Raw genomic sequence first — 13,863 nt, forward strand, 5'->3', positions numbered from 1 at the left:
AAGGTATAGTTTTTTCCTGAATTTTTGAAATACTTTTGGTCTTTAACACTTTAAACTATTGAATGAATTTTTAGAAAATGTTACACTATAGATGTTTAAATTCTTCTGAGTTTAGACCTCCTAATTTGAGGCTTAGTTGTGACCGCTAAGTTCTCACTTTGGCCCTTGACTATGTTCAGGGTCTTTTTTTATTGGATTTTTGGGTATGATGATAGAAAGCACAATATGGAGGTTGTCCGTTATTGGAATTTAAAACAATTGATTACTGGGATGAGGCTTTGTGGGGCAAAGTTTTTCCCATCTATGAAGTGGCTTTTGCCGAAAAAGGGGCAAAACCGGAGAAAATCGTCCGTAACATGTTCCGGAAAAAGCTTTGTTTTTTGCATGTGGGGTTTTTGGACAACCAGGCTGCGGTGATGGCGATTAGCGGAAAGCTTGGTAGAATATCTGCGTTATTAATTGATTACCTTGCAGTACAAGAGGCATTTCAAAACCAGGGAATTGGTAATAACATGATTACTTATGTTAAAGAATGGGCGGCACAAGAAGGCCAATATGAGAGTCTTGTTATAGAGGTTGAATCAGACTTAACCCCCGAAAACCTCGCAAGAATTCGTTTTTGGGAAAAATGCGGCTTTACCATAACTGATTATATTCATCATTACATATGGGTACCTGAACCGTATCGGGCAATGTTTTTAAAACTGGTCCATGGCACCGCGCTGCCTGAAAGCGGTGAGGAAATTTTTAAGTATATTGGTGTCTTTCATAAAAAGTCGTTTACCGGTTCTTGAAAATTACGAGTTTTATTTCTGAATTTAACCCTTTTATTTGCGATTTTGCAATTATTATTTTGGAATACTAATTAGTAATAATCTTTTAGAAAAGAGCCTAAAAGAAAAAGCACCGCAAAAAAATGGGTGCTTTTTGTTGTTGTGGCCATATTTTAGTCTAAGAATCTACTTTTCCATTCCGGTCTTGGCAGCATGCAGGTTTCGTTTTTTCCGAACCATTTATAACGGTTTTTGGCGATTGTTTTATATAAAAGGTCGCGAATAGGTCGGGGGATGATGAACAGAACATTGAGTAGTTTCCATGCCCCAGAAAGTTCTCTGGAAATTTTTAGTGCTGCTGTTGATTCAAAGTGGATTTTTTCATTTTCTATAAAAACAATACTGTTAATGTCAGGGGATAAACCGAACTTTTTGAGCAAGTATTGCCCTGTTTCACCTTGTAAGGAAGCAAATTTGAAATGGCCAGAGGGATCTCTTTTTAAAATAAATTGGACACTGCTGGTGCAAAGATTACACACTCCATCAAATAAAATAATTCGTCCCATTTATTCACCAACTTTTTATTGTTTACTCGTTTATATTCACTAGCATAACATAATTTTAGCCGTGAATTAATGGCCTGTATTCAAAAATATCATTATTTTCCAAATTTATCTTGCAGGAAAACGAATCTAATCGTTATAGTTAAATCAGGGAGAAATAGGGGGCGGAAAAGATGGGTTTTGATGCAGGTTTTGATATGTTTAGTATTATGTCAATGATCTTCCCAATTATCTTTATCATTGTTTTTGGCTTTATTATTTTTTCATTTGCCAAAGGGATGAAAGAGTGGAGCAATAATAACAAACAACCGCGTTTAAATGTGGATGCAAAGGTTGTTTCAAAGAGGACTAAGGTTAGTGGCGGTGCTGGAGATGCGCCTTCAAGCACGTGGTATTTTGTGACGTTTCAGTTTGAAAGCGGGGACCGGACCGAATTCAAGGTAGACGGGCGAGAATATGGGCACCTTGCAGAAGGCGATACAGGAGAACTAATATTTCAAGGAACCCGATACCACGGTTTCACCCGCCGCCAAACCGGGGCATAAAAACATATATTCAGGAGAACCCTCCATAAGCTAGGGATTCTCCTTCTTTTTGGACAAATTTCCACAGTGAACGGACATTTGTACACGGACGGTGTCTGACACCATCAAAATGATGCACAAGAACCGTCCCCATTAACCAAAAAATTTGGAGGTAGAAAATATGTGGGAAAATTCTTTAACGAAGTTGCTTGAAGTTAGGTATCCGATTATTCAGGCGCCGATGGCTGGAGGGGTGACTTCTTCGGAATTAGTGGCCGCTGTTTCCAATAGTGGTGGTCTCGGAATGATTGGCGCGGGTTATTTAAGTCCAAGTCAATTGAGGCAGCAAATTCATGAAATTCGTGAGTTGACGTCAAGAAATTTCGGTGTGAATTTATTTGTTCCAAGTCCTTATAATGTCGATGAGGATAAGATAAACTATGCCAAATCCGTTTTAATGCCGCTGCAGGAGGGATTGGGAATAGAGGGAAATCCAAGTCTCCCTAGTTTTGAAGCAGACCTAAAGACGTTTCATGAACAGGTTGATATCATCATCGAAGAAAAAGTCCCAGTGTGTTCGTTTACCTTTGGGCTGCCGTCAGCAGAAATCATCGCCAAACTTAAACAGCATTCCATAACCCTGGTTGGAACGGCCACTACAGTACAGGAAGCGAAATTGAATGAAGAGGCAGGGATGGATGCGGTTGTGGTTCAAGGGATGGAAGCGGGCGGACACCGCGGAACGTTTTTAGGCGGGGACCAACAAAGTTTAATCGGTTTGATGTCCCTCCTTCCACAAGCAACTGACAGTATAAGCATTCCGATTATTGCGGCAGGCGGGATCATGGACGGGCGTGGAGTCATGGCGGCTAAATGTTTGGGCGCCTTAGGAGTGCAAATGGGGACTGCCTTCTTGGTATGTGAGGAAAGCGGTGCCAATAAACTGCATAAGCAGGCAATTTTAGAAGCGGAGGAGGACCAAACTGTTTTGACCAAAGCCTTTTCCGGCAAAATGGCAAGGGGGGTTAACAATCGGTTTATCCATAAACATGAGCAAATGGAGAATCATCTACCAGCCTATCCAGTGCAGAACGAACTGACAAAGGCAATCAGAAAAGCCTCGGCTGCTAAAGGAAACCACGAATATATGTCACTTTGGTCCGGACAAAGTCCAAGGCTGGCTAGAAACATAACTGTGAGCGAATTAATTGGCAGGATAATATCAGAGGCTGAAAACCTTCAAACGCATTTATAACTTTAAAAAACGGCCTGCCAAAAAAACAACAAAAAGGCTGAATCAGACTCAACAAGATTCTGGTTCAGCCTTTCTTATGAGTAAATTGTCCACGGCGGTGCTTGACACATATAGACACCACTTTATATTGTGCCTAGAGCTTGTTTACTTTACGGGCAGATAGGCATGGATAATTGCTAAGTCATGTGGAGGGTTTTGATGTGATGGAGGTTGAGGTAGACTGGGTCTTCTTTGGCTGAGATTAATTCGACGAAGTTGTTTTTTATGTTTTGGATTTTGCCTATGACATTTTCGTTTTCTCCAATGTTGAAGACAACTAGTTCTCCTTTTAGTTTTTCAATTTGGATTTCGAATGATCGAGCAAAGGTAATACTGCTTGGATTAACAGGTAAATTGGAGTTGCTTAGGCCATAAGGTCTTTTATTATTTGTGTAAGGTATAAGCCATTTTAAATGATTTAAGGAGATAAACATTGTTTTATAAATAGGTGAGTAAAACACAAAATAATTGTTCATGATGCTGATAATGTAACCATGCAGTGCTTGTTTACTTGTAACGTAGATTTCTGTAAAAATACCCTTCGCAGATGTAAGGATTTTTCTTAAAGAGATATCTTCATTATGATTATAGATGGGGGTAGGTTCATTACTGATTGTAATTTCCTCAATTTCATCCTGTTTGAGATACTGCCAGTTTTGTATATGAATGGTAGGGATGTAAAGATAATCAGTCCCGTTAAACAATACACACAAATCACCGCCAACATCAATCAGCATGCCGCTTAAAAGTTTCTTGCCAGCAATTTCAATTTTAATATATTTTCCAATTGCTTCTTTAAAATTCATTTCACACACTCCTTTCCAAAGAAGTGACGTTTACAAAAAGAGAGGGGCTTCAACATTCCCTTTCAATAAAAAAGTGGATGAACATAATGGACCCCGCTCACTTTTGTAAAAGGGGATTAGTGTGGACAATTAAAATGGTTGAATGATTAATTGATATTGTCATAAATAATAAACAGCTTTTTTTATTAATAAACTCTGAATCTCTTTATTTTTGCAGGTTCAGCAAACGAGTATGAGTTCTTGCCGGAGCCAGATGCCATTTCGGCAAATGGTAAAGATTTCACCATCGATCCTGACACGATTTCACCCTCGAATGGGGAAGGTTTTACATTTGAACCGACTGCTCCTTCACCGGCAAAACGGGAGGTTTTCTTTTCCTGCTCGAAGGCATTCCATATAAATCTCTTTTCTTTTTGTCCCTTTTCAGATTTTGTGGTAGCAGCTGGGGATTGCGCGGTTTCTGCTGTTATTTTATCTTTTAATATGGCTGGAGCGGTTTCCGTTGTTTTCATTTCTTTCTTATTTGGTGATACAGCTTCCGATTTTGTTTTTTCCTTTGTTTTAGCAGCAGTAGTATCCGACTTTGCCACTTGTTTTGCCTTTTGCTCATTTTTTTCTTTCGCTGTTCCTTTTTGTGAAACAACCTGTTTTGCCTTTTGCTCATTTTTTTCTTTCGCTGTTCCTTTTTGTGAAACAACCTGTTTTGCCTTTTGCTCATTTTTTTCTTTCGCTGTTCCTTTTTGTGAAACAACCTGTTTTGCCTTTTGCTCATTTTTTTCTTTCGCCGTTACTTTTTGTGAAACAACCTGTTTTGTTTTCTCTTGATTTTTAGATTTATTATCATTTTGATTATCGCTGTTCTTTTTTACTACAGCCTTAAGCAATACTGGAGCAGGTTTTTCCTCCGGTTTTGATTCCACATTTCCGGAGCTAGAATGACTTTCATCCTCATCCATGCAGGCAACAACCACCTGTTTTGTTTCCATATTTCCGGAGCTAGAGGAGCTAGAATGACTTTCATCCTCATCCATGCAGGCAACAACCTCCTGTTTTTTTTCCACATTTCCGGAGCTAGCGGAGCTAGAATGACTTTCATCCTCATCCATGCAGGCAACAGGACTTTCCAATTTAAACGGCTTCGACCAGACTGAATGATCTTGTACTGCCACCGGTTGCTCCTGTCTTTCCGCATTTTCTTTCTTTTCTGAGTGCGTCTCCGATTTTGCCGCTACAGCCTTATTATCCGATTTTTGGTTACTATTATCCTTTTTAGCTGCTGCTTTTTCCTTCGATTGTTCTTGTTTGTTTTCTGTCTTGTTTTGTCCTTCTGCTGCTTCCTTATTTTCCTTGGCTTTTTTTTCTTCTTTTATAAATCCTTTGAGAATATTGGACACATAGTCTAATTTTAATAAAATTCGTTCTTCACCATTAATCAAAGTAACAAAATCTGAATCTACTTCAGTAAGCACGCCGCAAAATCTTTGCTTATGGATACTTAGAATCGTGACCCAGGTGTGTTGAAATGAATTTAATAAAGCGATCAAGCTTTGTGTTTTTTGAAATGGTGTCTTAGTATTTAGAACTTTAAAGTCTCTTGTATTCTTCGTAATGGCCTGAATTTTATCAATTCGGTAGTAAAAGATAAATTTCTGGTCGGTTTCTAAGACAACATGGTCTTCTTCAACGCCAAGCAATTTACCTTTATAAACTTCCTCACCTACATATAGATTCACAGAGAAGCCTTTTAGCAAATCTAAAGCAGCAGTAAATTTCTCTAATCCCATTATTCAGCCTCCTAAAGAGATTATGGGTCGCTCCTCATAGGAGAAGCGACTCATTTTTAATCGTTACTTTCCTCTCTCGAACCCTCATCTTCCTCATTCTCATCTTCATCATTGCTCTCGTCGTACTTACTGCCGCCGGATTTGCCCTCTAGCAATAAACCATAACTAATGTTTCGGATATGCTTCATAGAAAAACGAACGACTTCTTCTTTCACAATTAAAGAAGCAATATCTTTACTTACATCATTTAGTACTCCTTCTAATGCTTCAGTTCCTCCGCGGTTAATTCGTATCCATTGATAGCGAATACTTTCTAAAAGTTTGACAAAGTTTTCGCCTGTTTTGTATTCGAAGTTCTTTGGAATATTCACACCGAGTTTCAAAAGATCCCTTGAACTCTCAGTCACACTTCTAATATGATTGGTTTTGTAATAAACCACGCCATCCCTTTCAGTTAAAAGAACAAAATAATCTTCAAAAACGGCCAATACTTTTCCCATCCTGGATTCAGGGCCACCCCGATCGACACGAATCGTTTTGCCCACGTATTGCATCATCGACTCTTTATTCATAACCCATAGTTTCCTCCTTATAATTAAATAAACATTTACACTGCATCTATATGTATCATGGGATGATGTTGTACTAATAAAGTAGCCTTTTTTTAACTAGTACCTGAAAAATAGGCAAAAAAAATATGGTCAAAAACCATATACTTAAGGCCTAAATTAAAATAGAAAGCTCGCTGTTTAGATAGGCATTTCTATTTCGAATAAACTCAAAAAAGACACTTTTTTCCTCGTCCAGTGTTGCCTCATCCGATTCAATATAAGGATCCAGGCTGATGTAGGGTTTTAATTTTTCAAATAGCTCATTGATAATCGGCGCTTGAACCTCTACGGTAAAATCATTATCTAAAATAGTGGATAGAATTTCTTTATATTTCGATTTGAATTCCGGGAAGTGTAGAATTCGCCCAGTTAAAGTGTTATATCCTGTAACGGGGACGTAATCATAATCAAGGAGTCGGCCATGGAGGTTTCTTCCCCAGGTACCGTCATAGTCCCATGGGCTGATTTCGTATAAATTTGTTTCTCCATTTTTGTAGAGTGCATAATTATGGATAAATCCATCGTAGTTTTGTGTACAGACTACGCCACAAAGCCATCTTAAATATTTGTCTACATCCAATATATTGACGATTTCTCTTTTAAAATCCTCATTTTTTAGCACATTTATCATCGCGATGAAGCTGCGTAAATGTTCCATGTCTTCTTTGTTGCCGTATTTTAGCGTATACCCCTGGTCTAGCCTCTTTTTAGGTTCATTTTTTTTCGTTATTAAGGAGAAGTTCGCTCGATTATTGGTTGCGTAAATGATGGCGCCATCCGGTAAATTTCTTTTTTTGAGTAGGTATTGGTCTAATGATTCTATTTCTAAGTAAATACCTTTGCAATACCCGTTAATGTATAAAAGTATATGGCGTGAGTGAGGTGAAATAACGCCTATCCGGTCAAAAAAATCGAGGGATAGTTTGTTTCTGCACAAGGATATATCTGAGAACTCGGCATTAAGATGAAGTTCATGGGCGCCATTCTTTGTAAATGGTTTTTCAAATACAACTCGGTAGGACCTTTTTTTCTTATCCCTAATTACATTGCCACGGTACGATAGGCTTATTTTATAGCGATTGTTGCCTATCTTTAACACAGCTGGGACTAAATCGTCATCCCATAGATCATATTCCAATTTTCTTAACCACTTAGGATTTATTAAAATTTCGTATTTTATCACTTTAATACCCCTATACCATATTTTATCTAGATATATGCAATAGATCTTGGAGGTGTGTATTTGTTCCTAAATGACTTTTAGTTTTGAAAAATATATATCTGTCTATATCAAAACAAACGCCAATATCATAAATTGGAAGAGAAAATAAATTGTATTGGAAAGTGGTGTATAAATGGTGTTAAATCTGGGCGTTGAAGAATTATTACAACAAGCAGAAGCAAATGGTGTACTTGCATTTATGCATAATAATCCTGTTGGCAAACACAAGAAAGGAAAAGGCGGTAAAGGTAAGGAATCTTCGGCAAGTTCTAGCAGCGGCACAGGCAGCACCGGAAGCACAGGCAGCAGTGGAGGTACTGGAAGTTCAAGCAAGAGCGGAAGTTCCGGTAAGAGTGGAAGTACCGGCAAGAGCGGAAGCAATGGCAGTACGGGCAGCAGCGGGAGTAGTGGAGGTACCGGCAGCAGCGGAGGTTCAGGCAAGTCTGGAAGCAGTGGTAAAGGGCCGCATAAAAAACCTAAAAAACCAAAAAAGCCAGGTCCTGGTCCAAAGAAACATCATAGCAGTGGTGGAACTGGCAGTGGCAGCAGCGGCAGTACAGGCGGCAGTGGAAGTTCCGGCAGCAGTGGAAGTTCGGGCAGCAGTGGAAGTTCGGGCAGCAGTGGAAGTTCCGGCAAGAGTGGAAGCACAGGCAGCAGCGGAAGTTCCGGCAAGAGTGGAAGCACAGGCAGCAGCGGAAGTTCCGGCAAGAGTGGAAGCACAGGGAGCGGCGGAAGTTCCGGCAAGAGTGGAAGCACAGGCAGCAGCGGAGGTTCAGGCAAGTCTGGAAGCAGTGGTAAAGGGCCGCATAAAAAACCTAAAAAACCAAAAAAGCCAGGTCCTGGTCCAAAGAAACATCATAGCAGTGGTGGAACTGGCAGTGGCAGCAGCGGAAGTACAGGCGGCAGCGGAAGTTCCGGCAGCAGTGGAAGTTCAGGAAGCAGTGGAAGTTCAGGAAGCAGTGGAAGTTCGGGAAGCGGCGGAAGTTCGGGAAGCAGCGGAAGCTCAGGTAGTTCGGGAAGTTCCGGCAGTAATGGAAAAAAGGGCGGAAAGGGTAAAAAGAAATAATCACACTGTAAAATATGTATTTTATGAAAATATGAAATAAAATCCGGTACTTTTATCCATAGTACCGGATTTTTGTTATTCTGTACCCGTTACAAAAGCCGGCAACTGCCTACATAATGAAAGGAAAAATTATTTAGTCTTTTGCTGATTTATGTGAGACCGAGATACTCGTTTAGGTCAAGCAGTCAAGGACAGGCGTAAAATAAACCATAGGACGAGGGGTGGGAAAAACAATTGCAAATCGATAAAACAATTGGTAAGGATGTGAAATTATTACTATTTATGACCAATCGACGGTTATCATTACAATACTAGCTTTTTTATTTACCATGATAATGATATTTCTCCGTCCAAAAAATATGAATGAAGCCATTCCTGCTTCCATTGGAGCGGTGATCGTTTTTTTAAGCGGAAGTGTTTCTACGGCGGACCTAATAGATATTAGTTCAAAAGTAACGGGGGCAGCCATCACCATCATAGCCACAATCGTTATGGCGATTGTTTTGGAAAGCATCGGATTTTTTAGCTGGACGGCATCTTTAATGTTAAAAGTTTCAAAAGGTTCTGGTGTCCGTCTATACTGGTATACTTTATTGCTTTGCTTTTTAATGACACTCTTTTTCAATAATGACGGAAGCATTTTGATCACCACACCCATTTTAATCTTAACGCTCAAGAATTTAGGCTTAAAAGTTCGGCAAATGATTCCATACCTTTTGAGTGGTGCTCTCATTGCAACGGCCTCAAGTGCGCCAATCGGGGTCAGCAATATCGTAAATTTAATTGCCTTAAAGATTATCGGAATGGACCTTTATATGCAAACAGAAATGATGTTTGTGCCAGGTGTTCTCGGACTTGTGTTTTTATCCTATCTGCTGTATTTGGTTTTCAAGAAGGAAATTCCTCAACAAATCTCCCCACACTCTTACTCCATTCCACTGCAAAAAAATCAACTTTATCACCCGCTCCGGAAAAATGACGATGTAATGTTTAATGAGAAAAAGAAATTGATGATCAATATGCTCATCTTCGTATTCATAGTACGAATCAGTTTATTTGTTGCTTCCTATTTTGGCATTTCTGTATCATTGGTGGCTGTATTGGGCTCCCTTTTTCTGTTAATCTGGAGATGGGTTTATTTAAAAATTAACCCAAAAGATGTTCTTGGAAAAATTCCCTGGCATATCTTAATTTTTGCATTCGGTATGTACGTGATCATCTACGGACTACACAATATTGGACTAACCAACTTGTTGCTGGTGCATTTAAAATCAATCGTGAACGACAGCCTGCTACATGCAAGCTTGACGATGGGTGTGATTACATCACTGCTTTCGAATATATTTAATAATCATCCTGCTTTGATGATTTCCACATTGGCATTAACAGAAATGGGCTTGGATCCGTTAATCATGAAAACTGTTTATCTTGCCAATATCATTGGAAGTGATATCGGGTCGCTCATCCTGCCGATTGGAACGCTGGCAACGCTTATTTGGATGCATATACTTAAAAACAATAAAATTCAATTTCCTTGGATGGAGTATATCAAAGTAACGATTCTCGTTATTCCGCCGACATTAATTTTTACCTTAATCAGCTTATACCTATGGCTGTTGCTAGTTTTTGTATAAATCCATTTAAAGGTACATGCCTAGTGCATGTACTTTTTTGTGTGTTTTTTACCTCATATTGTAAAAATGTAGTTCAAACCACCTCTTTCGATAAGGTATAATGAATCTATTATTATAGGTTTGTGAGGGAATAGGATATGCTGACACTTACCTTCAGCGGTAAAAAATGGCTGTTAAAAGAAGAGATGGATTTTCCAAGGAAAGTTATTGCTTTTGGAAGTCATATTGCCCAATTTGGGGGTACTTTAAAAAGGGCCGCAACAAAGCAGCCCTTAACTTATTAATTAACACCTTTTTGATAATACTTCTCCATCATTTCCTTTGGCACCATGCTTCCACCTGTCGCCCAAACGATGTGCGTACCGTGGCTGAATTTTTCAGATAACGCATGCTTGCTCAAATAATCCGAAGCCTCACCAGCCAGCCACACAGGACCAATCATCCCAGCTAAGGCAGAAGGTTCTAAATAAATATTTTCTGAGTCTGCCAAATCCTTCAGCAGTCTATATAACCTCTCATCACTAACCGTATAAATTCCGCTTAAAAATGGCTCGATGATTTTCCCAACAAAGCCGGAAGGTCTGCCGACAGCAAGTCCATCCGCGTCGGTGAGATTATCTAGTCCAATATCCTGCACGGAAATTTGGTCATGAAGGCCTGTCATCATTCCCAGCAGCATACATGGGGAATGAGTGGGTTCGGCAAAGAAACAGTGAACACTCTCTTTAAACAGCTGCTTTAGACCGTAAGCCACACCGCCTGGCCCTCCGCCAACACCGCATGGTAGGTATACAAATAATGGATGATTTTCATCTACAGCTATCTTTAATTCTTGTAATTGATTTTTTAACCGCAATGCAGCAGTAGCATAACCTAGAAATAAGTCTTGGGAATTTTCATCATCAATAAAATGGCAGGACGGGGCAGCATCTGCCTGGCGCCGGCCTTCCTCAACCGCTTTGCTGTAGTCCGATTCGTATTCAACCACATTTACCCCTTTTGTACGAAGCAGATCTTTTTTCCATTGTTTGGCGTCCGCAGACATATGTACGGTTACGTTAAAACCTAGCTTTGCGCTCATAATACCAATGCTCAAACCGAGATTACCGGTGGAACCGACTGCAATTGAATACTGCGAGAAAAACCTACGAAAATGGTCACTGTCTAAAATCGAGTAATCGTCATCCATTGTTAAAAGCCCTTGACTCAAAGCTAATTTTTCCGCATGTTTTAAAACCTCGTAAATACCGCCCCTAGCCTTAATGGACCCCGAAATAGGAAGATGGCTGTCACATTTTAACCAAAGATCACCCGGAATTGGCTTCCCAAAATCTTGTTCCATTTTTTGTTTCATACTTGCAATTTTTACGAGCCGAGATTCAATTATGCCGCCCGTTTCCTGTGTTTCCGGAAACACTTTGGCGATATAGGGGGCAAAACGCTCTAAACGTTTCTCCGCTTCCTTAATATCCACCAATGTTAAAGTTAACTTTTCGATTCCAGCCGGATTTTGTTCAAACTTACCATTCGGCCAAAATACTTCCTGATAATTTATAAGCTGAATTAACAGCGAAAGCTCATGATTTTTTAGCTCAGTAAGGAATTTCGCTTTGTCCAAATTTATCACCCTGCCATCTATTATCTTAATTATTTTCATATTAACAAAAAAGATATTAAAATATCAGCTTGAAAGAATGAAAAAGACGATCTATTTTGGCAAATAGATCGTCTTTTTTTGGTGGATTACCATATTAACGGTATTTATTAATAATAGTAACCGCCCATAAAGCTTGCACCAACAATAATCAACAAAATAAACAGAACTACGATTAAAGCAAATCCTGTTCCTCCGCCGCCGCTCATGCATATCACCTCCAACATCTTTACTACAGGGTATGTCTGGAGGTTTTGGGGCGTATAGACAAACATGTATTTTTAATGCGGATTTTTACATGATTAGTTGTGCTCGTGATCACGGCTTTCATGGGATTCCTCGAACTCAGGAGCGGCGCCCATAAAACCAAATGGGCCTGTTGGCCGGATTTCTGCTCGGAACAGCGCTACGATTTCGAGAATCCTAATGATAATTCTGCGTCGAGCTGCCATTCTATTTTGCAGGACAATAATATCTGAACCGACTAAAAGCAGCCTTCCTTCAAAATTTCCTTGAGTTGTGACAACATTCACTTCTTCATTTACTAATTCATGGGCAAATTGATGAAATGTTTTATCGCTCATTCGTCTATTCATCTCCTCTCAGGTATAGTAAATGCAAAACATGGGAAAATGGGATTGTTTTTTTAAATTTTTTGGGTGGGAATTGGTAAATAGAAGTGAACCAAGAAGGCGCTTTTTTTAGTTTGGGAGTTTGTCTAACCAAATAGTTCACATCTGAATATTAATAACTATAAGGCAGGTGAGAAATATGTATTTGGTCGGTTTTTATTCTCCGAAAGCAAAGTCAGGTGTAACTGAACTGTCATTATCGATATATAATTGGCTTAAGGCAAACACAAATTTATCCGTCGCTTTTATATCATATGGGAGTCTAGAAAAGGAAGATTGTTCAAACGAATTGATCCATGAGTTCGCCAAACTGACATTAACGGAACAGAAGCGAAAAGTGAAAGCGATGAAGAAAAAACATGATATTATCATTTATGATGCTTCCAGTAAGCTTTCTGAAGGGGTTTTAAAGCTGTTGCCGATTGTAGACAGGTTATTTGTCGTGGGGGAGGAACATAAGGATTTTGCAGTAAAACTCCATCAAATCATCCAGTTTGATAAAATTTTTGATAAAAGCGTGAAGAATTTTATCACCCATTTAAGCGGCAATAAAACTTTTATCCTTCAGGAAAAAAAGGAAGATCGTGTCATCGGCTTTAATCATTCCAAAAAAGAAACAAATGAAATCGGGCAAATGATTTATACAGACTATTTAACCCACTATCTCCATGAAAAATTTATCGAAAAGAATGAAAAGATTCTGAAGAAAATAAGAAAATTACCGAAAGAAGACTTGTTTAATGGTTTATATGACATGGGCATTGACTTTGAAATAGCCCTGCTGTTTCAGAGGTATGTGATTTTGCGTGAGTTGTTAGGACAGGACTATTATGAAGCCCTCGAAGATTTGTTTCCTCTTTTAATTCATTCCCCATTTGAAGAGATATTAGAAAAATTCCAAAAAGAACTGTACATTATTTCTAAATAAACGAAAAATTCATATGTAATAAAAACTATAATGAGCGGAGCTGTGAAGCTCCGCCTATTAGGAGACAGTGTCGCTTTCAATATATGTTTCAAAAGCTGGATGATATTCTTTCTGATAATGCTGCTCTGGACAGGATTTTACGACAACTGAGCTTAATAAATTGGATTTATGTGTTTCCAACTCTTTATTGCATTTCGGACAATGTTCAACGAAAAGGTTTTTAAAAAAACGCATCACTCTTTAGTCCCCCTATCCCTTTAATTCCTATAGTTATACTATGAATTATACATTGTCTCCCTTAAATATCAATAGTTAACGTTTATTTTTATCATATGGGGTCATAAAAATTAGGTGAATATGGAAAAGTTAAAT

Annotated in this window: 16 protein-coding genes; 7 read left to right on the forward strand and 9 right to left on the reverse strand. The window is 38.9% G+C overall.

Features of this window, described 5'->3' with window-relative positions:
* Window positions 1–242 precede the first annotated feature (242 nt).
* A complete protein-coding gene (locus QNN06_RS14295) occupies window positions 243–794 on the forward strand; it encodes a GNAT family N-acetyltransferase (RefSeq protein WP_213115728.1) in 552 nt (183 codons plus the stop codon).
* A 152-nt stretch (window positions 795–946) separates the two neighbouring features.
* Here the strand turns inward: QNN06_RS14295 and QNN06_RS14300 are convergent, their stop codons facing one another.
* On the reverse strand, window positions 947–1,339 hold the full coding sequence (locus QNN06_RS14300) for a thiol-disulfide oxidoreductase DCC family protein (RefSeq protein WP_284037763.1): 393 nt from the start codon (window positions 1,337–1,339) through the stop codon (window positions 947–949).
* Window positions 1,340–1,509: 170 nt separating this feature from the next.
* Here QNN06_RS14300 and QNN06_RS14305 point away from each other — a divergent pair, with 170 nt between their 5' ends.
* On the forward strand, window positions 1,510–1,881 hold the full coding sequence (locus tag QNN06_RS14305) for a DUF2500 domain-containing protein (RefSeq protein WP_217036587.1): 372 nt from the start codon (window positions 1,510–1,512) through the stop codon (window positions 1,879–1,881).
* A 160-nt stretch (window positions 1,882–2,041) separates the two neighbouring features.
* The gene (locus QNN06_RS14310; protein ID WP_213115725.1) at window positions 2,042–3,115 is read left to right on the forward strand and encodes an NAD(P)H-dependent flavin oxidoreductase; all 1,074 of its coding nucleotides are present in this window, start codon (window positions 2,042–2,044) and stop codon (window positions 3,113–3,115) included.
* A 176-nt stretch (window positions 3,116–3,291) separates the two neighbouring features.
* Here QNN06_RS14310 and QNN06_RS14315 read toward each other — a convergent pair whose 3' ends face one another.
* The 4 genes from QNN06_RS14315 to QNN06_RS14330 form a co-directional block, all read right to left on the reverse strand.
* Window positions 3,292–3,960: a DUF2642 domain-containing protein gene (locus QNN06_RS14315; RefSeq protein ID WP_213115724.1), complete on the reverse strand. Its 669-nt coding sequence runs from the start codon at window positions 3,958–3,960 to the stop codon at window positions 3,292–3,294.
* 185 nt (window positions 3,961–4,145) lie between these two features.
* Window positions 4,146–5,744, reverse strand: coding sequence for a hypothetical protein (locus QNN06_RS14320; protein ID WP_213115723.1), 1,599 nt, complete (start codon window positions 5,742–5,744; stop codon window positions 4,146–4,148).
* 56 nt (window positions 5,745–5,800) lie between these two features.
* Window positions 5,801–6,316: a hypothetical protein gene (locus tag QNN06_RS14325; protein WP_213115722.1), complete on the reverse strand. Its 516-nt coding sequence runs from the start codon at window positions 6,314–6,316 to the stop codon at window positions 5,801–5,803.
* 151 nt (window positions 6,317–6,467) lie between these two features.
* The gene (locus QNN06_RS14330) at window positions 6,468–7,538 is read right to left on the reverse strand and encodes a CotH kinase family protein (RefSeq protein ID WP_284037764.1); all 1,071 of its coding nucleotides are present in this window, start codon (window positions 7,536–7,538) and stop codon (window positions 6,468–6,470) included.
* Window positions 7,539–7,729: 191 nt separating this feature from the next.
* Between QNN06_RS14330 and QNN06_RS14335 the strand changes: the two genes are divergently transcribed.
* From QNN06_RS14335 to QNN06_RS14345, 3 genes are all read left to right on the forward strand, one after another.
* On the forward strand, window positions 7,730–8,683 hold the full coding sequence (locus QNN06_RS14335; protein ID WP_284037765.1) for a hypothetical protein: 954 nt from the start codon (window positions 7,730–7,732) through the stop codon (window positions 8,681–8,683).
* A 238-nt stretch (window positions 8,684–8,921) separates the two neighbouring features.
* Window positions 8,922–10,277, forward strand: a complete 1,356-nt coding sequence (locus tag QNN06_RS14340; RefSeq protein WP_284037926.1) for an arsenic transporter — start codon at window positions 8,922–8,924, stop codon at window positions 10,275–10,277.
* Between the two features lie 137 nt (window positions 10,278–10,414).
* A complete protein-coding gene (locus QNN06_RS14345; RefSeq protein WP_213115718.1) occupies window positions 10,415–10,561 on the forward strand; it encodes a hypothetical protein in 147 nt (48 codons plus the stop codon).
* Here QNN06_RS14345 and QNN06_RS14350 read toward each other — a convergent pair.
* From QNN06_RS14350 to QNN06_RS14360, 3 genes are all read right to left on the reverse strand, one after another.
* Complete coding sequence (locus QNN06_RS14350) at window positions 10,558–11,895, reverse strand: D-serine ammonia-lyase (RefSeq protein ID WP_254124786.1); 1,338 nt, start codon at window positions 11,893–11,895, stop codon at window positions 10,558–10,560. The genes QNN06_RS14345 and QNN06_RS14350 overlap by 4 nt on opposite strands.
* A gap of 146 nt (window positions 11,896–12,041) precedes the next feature.
* Complete coding sequence (locus QNN06_RS14355; RefSeq protein ID WP_249366388.1) at window positions 12,042–12,140, reverse strand: YjcZ family sporulation protein; 99 nt, start codon at window positions 12,138–12,140, stop codon at window positions 12,042–12,044.
* Window positions 12,141–12,233: 93 nt separating this feature from the next.
* Complete coding sequence (locus QNN06_RS14360) at window positions 12,234–12,515, reverse strand: DUF2642 domain-containing protein (RefSeq protein ID WP_217036543.1); 282 nt, start codon at window positions 12,513–12,515, stop codon at window positions 12,234–12,236.
* Between the two features lie 187 nt (window positions 12,516–12,702).
* On the opposite strand from QNN06_RS14360, the gene QNN06_RS14365 reads away from it, so the two are divergent.
* Complete coding sequence (locus QNN06_RS14365; protein ID WP_213115714.1) at window positions 12,703–13,491, forward strand: hypothetical protein; 789 nt, start codon at window positions 12,703–12,705, stop codon at window positions 13,489–13,491.
* A 57-nt stretch (window positions 13,492–13,548) separates the two neighbouring features.
* Here QNN06_RS14365 and QNN06_RS14370 read toward each other — a convergent pair whose 3' ends face one another.
* The gene (locus tag QNN06_RS14370; protein ID WP_213141340.1) at window positions 13,549–13,728 is read right to left on the reverse strand and encodes a hypothetical protein; all 180 of its coding nucleotides are present in this window, start codon (window positions 13,726–13,728) and stop codon (window positions 13,549–13,551) included.
* Window positions 13,729–13,863 lie beyond the last annotated feature (135 nt).

The organism is Neobacillus sp. 114, assembly GCF_030127045.1.
Lineage (GTDB): Bacteria > Bacillota > Bacilli > Bacillales > Cytobacillaceae > Neobacillus > Neobacillus rhizophilus.